The sequence below is a fragment of the Streptomyces angustmyceticus genome, from assembly GCF_040701845.1.
GTDB lineage: Bacteria > Actinomycetota > Actinomycetes > Streptomycetales > Streptomycetaceae > Streptomyces > Streptomyces angustmyceticus_A.
This window is the reverse complement of record NZ_JBFBHQ010000003.1, coordinates 246,836-259,772: the sequence shown is the minus strand read 5'-3', so window position 1 is coordinate 259,772 and position 12,937 is coordinate 246,836. Positions and strand designations below refer to the sequence as shown.

Here is a 12,937-nt window from a genome sequence, read left to right as displayed (position 1 = left end):
CCGGTCGGTGGCCGCACCGCCCCTGCGGTACGTCCTGCGGTCCTGCCTGGTCTGTCCTGCGTCGGCCACCAGACTGCCGCCCGCCGCTGCCGTGCCACTAACGTGCGCCTAACGCTCCCGCGCCCGGGGCGGGGCGCCCGGCCACGGATCAGCCGCGTCCGCCGCTCCCCTTGCTCCCGTCGTCCGTCTCGTCCGTGCCCCCCTCGCCGCTCTCACCGCGCTCGTCGCGCGCGAACAGCTGCGTCAGCGTGCTGATCGTGTAGACGTCGGTGGCCTCTTCGTCCACCAGGTGCATCTCCGTGAGCCGGTCCAGGCCGTCCTGGGTGCGCTCCGGGTCGTACCCGGCGAGCGCCGCCGCCAACGACGCGTTGAGGTGCCCGTCCGCGCTGGTCGCCAGCGCGCTGAGGAGCTGTGCGTCGTCCGCCGACAGCCGTGCGACGGACATCCGCAGCGCCGCCGCGATGCCGGTGTCCTCCGCCGACAGCAGCGCCAGCCGCCGCCGTTCGTCGCGCAGCGCTGCCGCCAGCCGGGCCAGCCGCCAGCGCGGCCGGGCGGTCAGCTGGGCGGCCGCGGCCCGCAGCGCCAGCGGCAGACCGTCGCACAGGTCGACCAGTTCGCGCGCCGCGGCCGGATCCTCGGCGACGCGGTCCGGGCCGAGCATGGCACCGAGCAGCGCCACGCCCTCTTCGTGGCCGAGCGTCTGGAGGCCGACCGGCCGGGCGCAGTCGGTGGCGACCAGACCGTCGAGCCGGCTGCGGCTGGTGACGACCGTGGCGCAGTGCGGGCCGCCGGGCAGCAGCGGCCGCACCTGTGCCGAGCTGCGCGCATTGTCGAGCACGACCAGCAGCCGGCGCTCCGCCACCAGCGACCTGAACAGGGCCGAGGCGGCCTGCGCCGAGCCGGGCACCCGCTCCGGCGGAGTGCCGAGCGCCAGCAGGAAGTCGCGCAGGATCTCGGCCGGCGGCGCCTCGTCGCCCTCGCCGAAGCCGCGCAGATCGGCGAAGAGCTGCCCGTCGGGGAACGCCCCGGCCTGCAGATGCGCCCACTGCACGGCGCAGGCGGTCTTGCCGACACCGGCCGGCCCCGTCACCACCGCGAGCGGGCTCTCGCCCGTCGTACGGTCCGTCAGCACCGAGGTGAGCGCCGAGAGCTGGTCCTCCCGGCCCAGGAAGCGGGCGGGCGGCCGGGGCAGCAGCCGCGGTCCGGTACCGGCCCGGCCGGAGCCGTCCCGTGCGCCGTCCGCCGGGCCGGAACCCGTCCGGCCCGCACCCGGCGCACCAGGACCCCCGGGCGCCTCCGCATGGCCGGCGATCCCCTGGACGGGCACCCGCGTCTCCCCGTCAACGGGGGGCGCCCCGGTGCCCGTTGCGGAAGGGGCCTCGCCGGAGGAGCCGGGGCGGCCGCCTCCGGAAGCCGCCCCGGAGCGGGTCGCTGCCGACGGCGCACCACCGGGAGCCGAGCCCGCTGCGCGCGCCCCGCCCGCAGGCTTCGCCGCGGCGGGCCGGGCGCCGGCCGCCTCCGCCCGCAGGATCTCCTCGTAGGCGCCGCGCAGCCGTTCGCCGGGATCGACGCCCAGCTCTTCGTTGAGCAGCCGCCGGGTGCGGTGGAACCACTCCAGCGCGTCGGACTGCCGCCCCGTATGGAACAGCGCCCGCATCAGCCCGGCGATCAGCCCTTCCCGCAAGGGGTGGTTGACGGCGGCGGAGTAGAGGATGGCGGCGGCCTGTTCGTGCTCGCCGAGCGCGCCGTGCGCCCGCCCCAGCGCCTCCACGGCCGTCAGCCGGCGCTCCTCCAGCGCATGCGCGGCGGCCGCGAACGGCGGGCTGGTGACCGTGCCGGTCAGCGCGGGACCGCGCCACAGCCCCAGCGCCTCGCGCAGCAGCGGTACGGCATCGGCCGGCGCCGCCTCGGGGCGTGCCAGGGCCACCAGTTCACCGAAGCGGTGGGCGTCGATCAACTCCTCCGGCAGCCGCAGCAGATAGGCCGAGCCATGGGTGGTCAGCTCGATGCCGTACGCCTCCGCGCCGCCCTCGGCGAGCGTGGCGCGCAGCCGCGAGACATGCCCCTGGACGACCGTGCGGGCGTGTTCGGGCGGCTCGTCCTCCCACAGGGAGTCGATCAACTGCTCCAGTGGGACGGTGGTGTTGGGCTGCAACAGGAGCAGCGCAAGCACACTGCGCCGTTTGGCGGGTCCGAGCGACAGCTCCGCGGAGCCGGTCGTCACGGAGATCGGACCGAGCAGTGAGAATTCCAACTCAGCCCTCCAGGAAGGCCGTCAGGGCATTTGCCAGCAGGTACGGGTCTTCGGTGCCGCACAGCTCGCGCGCCGAGTGCATGGAAAGGATCGCCACGCCGATGTCGACCGTGGCGATGCCGTGCCGGGCCGCGGTGATCGGACCGATGGTGGTGCCGCACGGCATCGAGTTGTTGGACACAAAGCTCTGCCACGGCACCCCGGCCCGCTCGCAGGCCGCCGCGAAGACGGCCCGCCCGCTGCCGTCCGTCGCATAGCGCTGGTTGGCGTTGACCTTGAGGATCGGTCCGCCGTTGGGCATCGGGTGGTGCCCTGGATCGTGCCGTTCGCTGTAGTTGGGGTGGACGGCGTGGCCGGTGTCGGAGGACAGGCAGACGGTGCCGGCGAAGGCCCGCGCCCGGTCCTCGTACGAGCCGCCGCGGGCGAAGACCGAGCGCTCCAGCACCGTGCCGAGCAGCGGTCCGTCCGCGCCGGTGTCGGACTGACTGCCGTTCTCCTCGTGGTCGAAGGCGGCCAGCACCGGGATGCTGGTCAGGTCGCTCCCGGCGGCCGCCGCCGCGGTGAGCGCGGCCGTGCCGGCGTGCACCGACAGCAGGTTGTCCATCCGCGGGCCGGCGACCAGTTCGCGGTCGCGGCCCAGATAGGCGGGCGCCTCGATGCTGTGCACCATCAGGTCCCAGCCCTTGATGTCCTCGGCCGGGACACCGGCCTCCTCGGCGACGAAGGCGATCAGGTCGCCCTCGGCCACCTCGCCCAGGCCCCAGATCGGCGTCATGTGGCGCTGCTTGTCCAGCTTCAGGCCGTCGGCGTTCACCGAGCGGTCGAGGTGCACGGCCAGTTGAGGCACTCTCAGCAACGCCCGGTCGACATGGACGAGCCGGTGGCTGCCGTCCGCGAGCGTCACCCGCCCGCTCAGACCGAGGTCGCGGTCGAGCCAGGTGTTGAGCAGCGTGCCCCCGTAGATCTCCACGGCGACCTGCCGCCAGCCGCGGGAACCGGTGTCCGGAATCGGCTTGACCCGCAAATTGGGAGAGTCGGTGTGAGCACCGACAATTCGGTACGGAGTCGAGGCGCTCGCGCCCTCCGGCACGTACCAGGCGATGATCGCGCCACCGCGCAGCACGTACTTCCCGCCGGTCCCGCCGTCCCACTCATCGACCTCGGCGACCTGCCGGAACCCGGCCTTCTCCAGCCGCTCCGCCGCATTCGCCACCGCGTGATAGGGCGACGGGCTGGCGGCGAGGAAGGACATCAGGTCGTCGGTGTGGCCGCGATCGAAGCGGGCGGAGTTGGTCATGGATTCAGCATAAGGAGCCGGAGCCCGCATTCCTCGTGCGCCTGCATGGTGACTCCGCTCCCTTCCGGTCAGGATTTCAGTATTCGGGACCGATAGCCCGCTGGAGCGGGCGATTCCGGGATTCCACTCCGATGCCCCGGTGGCAGCCGCCACCTCCACCCCACTGGCACCGTCCGCCCCCTGTGTCTCGGCCACGGCGGCCGGTTGCCCTGCTTCCCCGGGACATGACGGTGCCCGCCTCTCCGGGGGAAGAGAGGCGGGCACCGTCAGTGCGGACGGCTCGTCCGGGAGACCCCACAGCCGCGCCGTCGCGGCACGCTGCGCAGGTGCGCTCCTAGAACGCGGCCTCGTCGAGCTCCATCAGCGACTGGTCGACGGACTCGGCCAGACCGCGCTGGACGCCGACGCCCGGCAGGACGTTGTGCGCGAAGAACTTCGCCGCGGCGATCTTGCCGGTGTAGAAGGGCTTGTCCTTCGCCGAGGCGCCGGCCAGCTTCTCCGCGGCCACCGCCGCACCCTTGAGCAGGAGGTAGCCGATGACGACGTCACCGGAGGCCAGCAGCACGCGGGTGGTGTTCAGGCCGACCTTGTAGATGGACTTGACGTCCTTCTCGGTCGCCGCGAGGTCGGTCAGCATGGCGCCGACGATCGCCTCCAGGTCGGCGGCCGCCTTGGCCAGCTCGCCGCGGGCCTGCTCCAGCTCCTCGCCGCCGATGTTGTCCGCGAGGAACTTCTTGATCTCGTCGGAGAGGGCGGTGAGCGCCTGGCCCTGGTCGCGGACGATCTTCCGGAAGAAGAAGTCCTGGCCCTGGATCGCGGTGGTGCCCTCGTAGAGGGTGTCGATCTTGGCGTCCCGGATGTACTGCTCGATCGGGTACTCCTGGAGGTACCCGGAGCCGCCGAAGGTCTGCAGCGACTGCGCCAGCTGCTCGTAGGACTTCTCCGAGCCGTAGCCCTTGACGATCGGCAGCAGCAGGTCGTTGAGGCGGATCGCGGCGCTCGCGTCCTCGCCCGCGGCCTCCTTGACGATGATCTCGTCCTGGACCGTGGCGGTGTAGAGCACCAGGGCGCGCATGCCCTCGGCGTACGCCTTCTGCGTCATCAGCGAGCGGCGCACGTCGGGGTGGTGGGTGATGGTGACGCGCGGGGCGGTCTTGTCGGTGAAGGCCGCGAGGTCCGGACCCTGCACCCGCTCCTTGGCGTACTCCAGCGCGTTGAGGTAGCCGGTGGAGAGGGTGGCGATGGCCTTCGTGCCGACCATCATCCGGGCGAACTCGATGATCTTGAACATCTGGCGGATGCCGTCGTGCTTCTCGCCGAGCAGCCAGCCCTTGGCCGGGTGGTTGGCGCCGAAGGTCATCTCGCAGGTGTTGGAGGCCTTCAGGCCCATCTTGTGCTCGACGTTGGTGGCGTAGGCGCCGTTGCGCTCGCCCAGCTCGCCGGTCTCCCAGTCGAAGTCGTACTTCGGCACGATGAAGAGCGACAGGCCCTTGGTGCCCGGACCGGCACCCTCGGGGCGGGCGAGGACGAAGTGCACGATGTTCTCGGACATGTCGTGCTCACCGGAGGTGATGAAGCGCTTGACGCCCTCGATGTGCCAGGTGCCGTCCTCCTGCTGCACGGCCTTGGTGCGGCCGGCGCCGACGTCCGAACCGGCGTCCGGCTCGGTGAGCACCATCGTGGAGCCCCACTGCTTGTCCACCATCAGCTGGGCTATGCGGTGCTGCTCCTCGGTGCCCTCCTCGTGGAGGACGCCGGCGAAGGCGGGGCCGGACGCGTACATCCACACGGCCGGGTTGGCGCCCAGGATCGTCTCGGCGAAGCCCCACAGGAGGGAGCGCGGCGCGGTGGTGCCACCGAGCTCCTCCGGGATGCCCAGCCGCCACCACTCGGCGTCCATGAAGGCCTGGTAGCTCTTCTTGAAGGTGTCCGGCACCGGCGCGGTGTTGGTGTCGGGGTCGAAGACCGGCGGGTTGCGGTCGGCGTCGGCGAACGACTCCGCCAGCTCGTTCTCCGACAGCCGGGCGATCTCGGACAGCACGCTCTTGGCGGTGTCGACATCCATCTCCGCGAACGGTCCGGTGCCGTACACGCTGTCACGGCCGAGCACCTCGAAGAGGTTGAACTCGATGTCGCGGAGATTCGACTTGTAGTGCCCCATGGATACGGCTCCGTAAGGGTTCGGGAGGGAGGACCTCAAACGCAAATACCAGCAAGTAGCAAGTGCCTACGATGATGCTACCCACCGGTAATAAGAATCAACCCCTACCGCCCATCTGTGACGAGCGTCCCCCGGCGAATCGCCGACTCAGTACGCTGTGGCGCATGTACGGCTACGACCAGAACGCGGGTGCCGGGCAGCAGCAATACGGAGCGCCGCCCCCGCCGCAGCAACCGGCCCCCGGGGGCTATGGCGAAGCACCGCTGTATCCCGAGCCGTCCCCGCCCTCGCTCGCCGACGCGGTGCGCGCCTTCACGACCGGCTCGATGTCGGCCGAGGACTTCCAGGGCATCTTCTCCACGTCCAAGATCTACTGCCCGCGCGGTGACAACCCCGGTTTCCTGGCGCTGCACAACACCCAGCAGCCGGTGATCCCGATGTTCACCTCCCTCAAGGAGCTGCGGCGGTACGCGGGCAAGGAGTCCAAGTACTTCGTGATCACCGGCGCCGAGGTGCTCGACCTGCTGCCGACCGGCTACGGCTTCGTCCTCGACATGGAGGGTGATCACCGGATGGTCTTCGACGCGAAGGCCGTGGAGCAGATGGTCGACTTCGCGATGCGGCGCATGTACGGCTGACGCCGCTGCCGCGCGGCGGGCCGAGAGTCGCCGCCGCGGCCGATCCGAGGGCCGGTCCCGGGAGGGGGCCGGCCCGATGCGTGTCCTGGTCCGGGTCATTCCGGCCCGGCGCATCCTCTTCGACCTGCGAAAACGCGCTCGGGAATGCCGCACGCCTTGCATGTTGTTCACCATTCAACTAAGTTGGGGAACGACCGAGGAGGCGTCATGCCCGCTGTGACCGTAGAGAACCCGCTGACCCTGCCGCGTGTGGCGGCGCCCGTCGCGGCGCACGCACGTCCCGTGCTGGCCGTTGCCACCGCTCCGAGCGGTTTCGAGGGCGAGGGCTTTCCGGTGCGCCGGGCGTTCGCCGGCATCGACTACAAGCACCTCGACCCGTTCATCATGATGGATCAGATGGGCGAGGTGGAGTACGCGCCGGGAGAGCCCAAGGGCACGCCCTGGCACCCGCACCGTGGCTTCGAGACGGTGACCTACCTGATCGACGGCACCTTCGTGCACCGCGACTCGCATGGCGGCGGCGGCGTCATCAACGACGGCGACACCCAGTGGATGACGGCGGGCTCGGGGCTGCTGCACATCGAGGCACCGCCGGAGTCGCTCGTGCTGTCCGGCGGTCTCTTCCACGGCCTCCAGCTGTGGGTGAACCTGCCGAAGAGCGACAAGATGATGGCCCCGCGCTACCAGGACATCGGCGGCGGGCAGGTCAAGCTGCTGACCTCGGCTGACGGCGGCGCGCTGCTGCGGCTGATCGCCGGTGACCTCGACGGCCACCAGGGTCCGGGCATCACGCACACGCCGATCACGATGATGCATGTGACGGTGAATCCGGGCGCCGAGCTCACCATCCCCTGGCGCAAGGACTTCAACGCCCTCGCCTACGCCCTGGCCGGACGCGGTGCGGCCGGTGCGGAGGGGCGCCCGTTCCGTATGGGGCAGGCGGTCGTGTTCGGTGGGGGAGGGGACTCGCTCACCATCCGGGCGGACGAGTCCCAGGAGTCGCGCAGCCCGAACTTCGAGGTGGTGCTGCTCGGCGGGCTTCCGATCCGCGAGCCGATGATGCATTACGGCCCGTTCGTGATGAACACCCACGCCGAACTGGCGCAGGCCTTCGAGGACTTCCAGGCCGGCCGGCTCGGGACGATCCCGGCCGACGAGAGCTGACGCCACGTCGGCGGCAGGGGCGGCGTTTCACGTGAAACGCCGCCCCTGACCCGTTTCGGGGGCCGGGCACTTCGGTCGTGGTGGACTGTCGACGTGCAAAACGACTCGGATGGAAAAGGGCGCGACGCCGAGCCTGAACGGCCACTGCCCTCGCGGCCGTTGCTGCCGGTCCAGGCCCGCCGTGCCGCGGCCTGGTGCCTGGTGGGGCTGCTGATCGCAGCCGTGGTGGCCCTCGTGGTGTGGCTGTGCGTCGAACTGAGCGCGGCGGTCACGCCCGTGCTGCTGGCACTGCTCGGCAGCGGACTGCTCGGGCCGCTCTACCGGCGGCTGGTGGCGATGAAGCTCAACCGGTCACTGGCGGCCGGGCTGACCTGCGCGGTCCTCGTGCTGGTGGTCGGCGGCGCCGGGTACATCGTCGTCAGCGCGCTGGTCGACACCGGTGACCAGATCATCTCCTCGCTCAGGCAGGCCGCGAAGGACCTCTCCCAGCACTTCGGTGCGGCCGGGACCTCGCTCGACGATCTCGCCTCCAAGTCCAAGGGGCTCGTCGCCAAGTTCGGGGGCACCGCGGCCTCGGGGCTGCTGACCGGGGTCAGTGCGGTCGGCCAGTTCCTCGCCGCCTCGGTCCTGGCCCTGCTGCTGACCTTCTTCTTCCTGCGCGACTCCGACAAGGCCGTACGCGCACTGAACGACTGGGCACCCGGCAGCTCCGCACCGCAGCTGGAGCGGATGGCCCGCCGCGGCTTCCACTCCATCGAGGGCTTCATGCGCGGGACGACCTTCATCGCGCTGATCGACGCCATCTGCATCACCATCGGACTGCTGATCCTCCGGGTGCCGGGCGCCGTCGGGCTGGGCGCGCTGGTCTTCGTCGGCGCCTACATCCCCTACCTCGGTGCCTTCATCTCCGGCGCCGTGGCGATCCTGGTGGCGCTGGCGGACCGCGGTTTTGTGATCGCCCTCTGGGCGCTCGGCGTCGTCCTGGCCGTGCAGGTGCTGGAGGGGCATGTGCTGCAACCGATGATCCAGAGCCGGACGGTCAAGATGCACCCGGCGACGGTGCTGCTGGCGATCACCGCGGGCGCCAGCGTCGCCGGCATCCTCGGCATGCTGCTGTCGGTACCGCTGACCGCGGCCGTCACCGGCGTGCTCCACGAGCTGCGGGACCACTACGCCGCGGGCCCGGACTCCGACGACCCCGGACCCGCCGCGTCCGCCGCGTCCTCGTAGAGCTCGAACCACGTCGACTTGCCGTCCCCGCGCGGGTCCACTCCCCACGCCCCGGCCAGCAGCTCCAGCAGCATCAGACCGCGCCCCGACGACGCCAGTTCGCCGGGACAGCGGCGGTGCGGCAGTTCGTCGCTGCCGTCGGCCACCTCGACGCGGATGCGCCGGGTGCCGGGCGCACCGGTGATCTCGGCGACCAGCAGCGCGTCCCCGTCGGTGTGCAGCAGGACGTTGGTGACCATCTCGGAGACCATCAGCACCGCCGAGTCCACCTGGTCCGGATCGGCCCAGTCGTGCAGCACGTCACGGACCTGCCGGCGCGCCTCGGCTATCCGCTCCGGCTCGGCCTGCGCGATGGAGAGCACGGTGCGCCGCACCGGCCGCGGCTCCGGGCCGCCGGTCCCGACCCCGCAGCCGGCCGCCTCACGGCACAGCAGCAGTACGGCGATGTCGTCCTCGCGGCGGTCCACCAGCGGCCCGGTGGTGTGGTGCGAGGGGGGCCCGTGCACGGCCTGTACCAGGGCGTCGGCGAGCTGCTCCAGGCTCTCGCCGTCCTCGCCGCTCTCGTGCGCCTCGATCACGCCGCGCAGCCGCGCCCAGCCGGTCTCCAGATCGTGGCCGCCGGTCTCGATCAGCCCGTCGGTGCACACCATCATCGTCTCGCCGGGCTCCAGGACGAGCCGGGTGGTGGGGTAGTCGGTGTCCGGGACGATGCCCAGCGGCAGCCCGCCCGCGGTCTGCCGGATCAGCATGGTGCCGTCGCTCAGCCGGATCGCCGGGTCGGGGTGGCCGGCCCGGGCGATGTCCAGCAGCCCCGTCGCCGGATCCACCTCGATGTAGAGGCAGGTCGCGAAGCGCTGGTCCTCGCCGTGCCCGCGGAGCTCGGTCTCGTTGATCCCGGCCAGGAACCGGGAGGCGCGGGAGAGCACCGCATCGGGGTGGTGGCCCTCGGAGGCGTAGGCCCGCAGCGCGATCCGCAGCTGCCCCATCAGGCCGGCGGCCCGTACGTCGTGTCCCTGGACATCCCCGATGACCAGCGCGATCCGGCCGGACGGCAGCGGGATCATGTCGTACCAGTCGCCGCCGACCTCCAGCCCGCCGCCGGTCGGGACATAGCGGGCCGCCACCGTCATCCCCGGGATGTCCGGCTGCACCGTCGGCATCATGCTGCGCTGCAGCCCCAGCGCCAGTTCCTGCTGCTCCTCCTGCACTCCGGCCCGGGCGAGCGCCTGCGCCAGCATCCGGGCGACGGTGGTCAGCACCGAGCGCTCGTCGGGCGTGAAGCCCACCGGCTGGGCGAACGCCGCCATCCAGGCGCCGATCGTCCGGCCCGCGTTCACCAGCGGCAGGAACGCCCAGGACGTCCGGCCGAAGCGGGCGGCCAGCGGCCAGGTGCCGGGGTAGCGGCGGCTGTACTCCTCGGGCGTGGGCAGATAGATGGCCCGGCCGGTGCGGATGACCTCGGCGGCCGGGTAGTCGGCCGCCAGCGGCATGGCGGCGAACGGCCGCTCGTCGTCGCCGTGGTGGCCGTGATGGCCGATCACCGACAGCCGGTCGCCCTCGATGCCGAAGACCGCCAGCCCGTCGGGCATGAACCCGGGCATGGACAGCCCGGCCGCGACCCGCAGCACCTCGGCGGTGGACCGCGCCTCGGCCAGCCCCCGGCCCGCGTCCAGCAGGAACGCTTCGCGCGAGCGGCGCCAGTCGCCGGTGATCGGGGTGTGGGCGGCGGAGGTTCCCGGTTGCGGCTCCGGCACCTCCTGCAGGGTGCCGACCAGCTCGAAGCCGCCGTCGACGACCCGGGGGCGGGAACGGGAGCGGACGATGCGCTGCACCCGCCCGCGCTCGTCCACGATGCGCAGCCGGGCCTCGGCGAGCGTCTTCTCGGCGAGCGCGAGCTGCACGATCCCGTTGATCTCGGCGAAGTCGACCGGATGGAACCGGGAGCGCACCGCGGCTTCGGTCAGCTCCGCCGGGGCGGCGGGCAGCCCGAGCAGCCGGGCCGCTTCGGCGTCGAGGGTCACCCGTCCCGATGCGTTGTCCCAGCGCCACAGGCCGGTCGCGATGGCGGCCAGGAGATCCTCGGTGCGCATTGCCTCACTTTATGTGCCTTTGGCGAGGCTCCACCAGCGAGCGGGACGTGACCATCGTCCCAGTCGGGGCGCCGGGTTCCGGGCCCCGCGACGCTGATGCGTATATGTCAACGAAGGCGTGCGGGCCGGGACGGTAACCTGGAGCGGTTATGTCAATCCTGGGGTGGCCTTTCGGGTGATCCACGGGGAGAGCGACCGGGCATCCGAGCCCGTACTCCTTTTCCTCTCCCTCTCCCGACAACTCCTCACCTCGACCTCGCGACGACTTGGATGAGCGATGCATCGGTACCGGTCCCATAACTGCGGCGAGCTCCGAGCCGCGGACGTCGACACCGACGTCCGCCTCAGCGGCTGGCTGCACAATCGACGTGACCTGGGCGGCATCCTCTTCATCGATCTGCGCGACCACTACGGTCTCGTTCAGCTCGTCGCCCGCCCCGGCACCCCCGCCAACGAGGCCCTCGGCTCCCTGACCAAGGAGACCGTCGTCCGCATCGACGGCAAGGTCAGCGCGCGCGGCGCCGACAACGTCAACCCCGACCTGCCGACGGGCGAGATCGAGATCGAGGTGTCCGCCGTCGAGGTGCTCGGCGCCGCCGACCAGATCCCCTTCACGATCAACGCGGACGACGGCGTCAACGAGGAGAAGCGCCTCGAGTACCGCTTCCTCGACCTGCGCCGCGAGCGGATGCACCGCAACATCATGCTGCGCACCGCCGTCATCTCCGCCATCCGTCACAAGATGGTGGCCCTCGGCTTCAACGAGATGGCGACCCCGATCCTGTCCGCGACCTCGCCCGAGGGCGCCCGCGACTTCCTGGTCCCCTCGCGTCTGCACGCCGGCAAGTTCTACGCCCTGCCGCAGGCCCCGCAGCAGTTCAAGCAGCTGCTGATGATCGCCGGCTTCGACCGTTACTTCCAGATCGCGCCCTGCTTCCGCGACGAGGACGCCCGCGCGGACCGCTCGCCGGGCGAGTTCTACCAGCTCGACATCGAGATGAGCTTCGTCGAGCAGGAAGACGTCTTCCGGCCCGTCGAGAAGCTGATGACCGAGCTGTTCACCGAGTTCGGCAACGGCCGCAAGGTCACCTCCCCCTTCCCGCACATCCCGTTCCGCGAGGCGATGGTCAAGTACGGCTCCGACAAGCCGGACCTGCGCGCCGAGCTGGAGCTGGTCGATGTCTCCGACGTCTTCGCGGGCTCCGGTTTCAAGGCATTCGCCGACAAGCACGTCCGCGCCCTGGCCGTACCGGACACCGCCGACCAGCCGCGCAAGTTCTTCGACCAGCTGGGTGACTTCGCCGTCCAGCAGGGCGCCAAGGGCCTGGCCTGGGTCCGGGTCGGCGAGGTCCCCCAAGACCTTGAGGGTCAGGGAGGTGCCCCCATCGCGCTGACCGGCCCGATCGCCAAGTTCCTCACCGAGGACGACATCAAGTCGCTGGTCGCCGCCCTGGACCTCAAGCCCGGCCACGCCGTCTTCTTCGGCGCCGGCGAGTTCGACGAGGTCTCCAAGATCATGGGTGCGGTCCGCGTCGAGGCCGCCAAGCGTGCCGGTCACTTCGTCGAGGACGAGTTCCGCTTCTGCTGGATCGTCGACTTCCCGATGTTCGAGAAGGACGAGGACACCGGCAAGATCGAGTTCTCGCACAACCCGTTCTCCATGCCGCAGGGCGGCCTGGAGGCGCTGGAGACCAAGGACCCGCTGGACATCCTGGCCTGGCAGTACGACATCGTCTGCAACGGCACCGAGCTGTCCTCCGGCGCCATCCGTAACCACGAGCCCGAGGTCATGTACAAGGCCTTCGCGATCGCCGGCTACGACAAGGAGACGGTCGAGGCGGAGTTCGGCGGCATGCTGCGCGCCTTCAAGTTCGGCGCCCCGCCGCACGGCGGCATCGCCCCCGGCGTCGACCGCATCGTGATGCTGCTGGCCGACGAGCCCAACATCCGCGAGACCATCGCCTTCCCGCTCAACGGCAACGCCCAGGACCTGCTGATGGGCGCTCCGAGCGAGGTCGAGGAGGCACGCCTCAAGGAGCTGCACCTCGCCCTGCGCAAGCCGCAGGTGAAGTAGGCATCGCCTGGGGGCGGTAGCCCCGACAG

General features: G+C 71.1%; 8 protein-coding genes. 4 read left to right on the top strand and 4 right to left on the bottom strand.

Annotated features, from left to right (window positions below; translation table 11 throughout):
- Positions 1-148: 148 nt before the first annotated feature.
- The 3 genes from AB0411_RS08525 to AB0411_RS08515 form a co-directional block, all read right to left on the bottom strand.
- Positions 149-2,254 carry an AfsR/SARP family transcriptional regulator gene (locus AB0411_RS08525; RefSeq protein ID WP_366416520.1) on the bottom strand — a complete coding sequence of 702 codons (2,106 nt, stop codon included), beginning with the start codon at positions 2,252-2,254 and terminating at the stop codon, positions 149-151.
- Position 2,255: 1 nt separating this feature from the next.
- On the bottom strand, positions 2,256-3,551 hold the full coding sequence (locus AB0411_RS08520; RefSeq protein ID WP_366416519.1) for a M18 family aminopeptidase: 1,296 nt from the start codon (positions 3,549-3,551) through the stop codon (positions 2,256-2,258).
- A gap of 334 nt (positions 3,552-3,885) precedes the next feature.
- The gene (locus tag AB0411_RS08515; protein ID WP_366416518.1) at positions 3,886-5,712 is read right to left on the bottom strand and encodes an acyl-CoA dehydrogenase; all 1,827 of its coding nucleotides are present in this window, start codon (positions 5,710-5,712) and stop codon (positions 3,886-3,888) included.
- 164 nt (positions 5,713-5,876) lie between these two features.
- Here AB0411_RS08515 and AB0411_RS08510 point away from each other — a divergent pair, with 164 nt between their 5' ends.
- The 3 genes from AB0411_RS08510 (at position 5,877) to AB0411_RS08500 (ending at position 8,744) form a co-directional block, all read left to right on the top strand.
- The gene (locus AB0411_RS08510) at positions 5,877-6,350 is read left to right on the top strand and encodes an SseB family protein (RefSeq protein WP_366416517.1); all 474 of its coding nucleotides are present in this window, start codon (positions 5,877-5,879) and stop codon (positions 6,348-6,350) included.
- A gap of 207 nt (positions 6,351-6,557) precedes the next feature.
- Complete coding sequence (locus AB0411_RS08505; protein ID WP_366416516.1) at positions 6,558-7,514, top strand: pirin family protein; 957 nt, start codon at positions 6,558-6,560, stop codon at positions 7,512-7,514.
- A 93-nt stretch (positions 7,515-7,607) separates the two neighbouring features.
- Positions 7,608-8,744: an AI-2E family transporter gene (locus AB0411_RS08500; RefSeq protein ID WP_366416515.1), complete on the top strand. Its 1,137-nt coding sequence runs from the start codon at positions 7,608-7,610 to the stop codon at positions 8,742-8,744.
- Here AB0411_RS08500 and AB0411_RS08495 read toward each other — a convergent pair.
- Positions 8,684-10,834: an ATP-binding SpoIIE family protein phosphatase gene (locus AB0411_RS08495; RefSeq protein WP_366416514.1), complete on the bottom strand. Its 2,151-nt coding sequence runs from the start codon at positions 10,832-10,834 to the stop codon at positions 8,684-8,686. The two genes, AB0411_RS08500 and AB0411_RS08495, sit on opposite strands and share 61 nt — an antisense overlap.
- A 277-nt stretch (positions 10,835-11,111) precedes the next feature.
- Here AB0411_RS08495 and aspS point away from each other — a divergent pair, with 277 nt between their 5' ends.
- Positions 11,112-12,908: an aspartate--tRNA ligase gene (gene aspS / locus AB0411_RS08490; RefSeq protein ID WP_366416513.1), complete on the top strand. Its 1,797-nt coding sequence runs from the start codon at positions 11,112-11,114 to the stop codon at positions 12,906-12,908.
- The last annotated feature ends 29 nt before the right edge of the window (positions 12,909-12,937 follow it).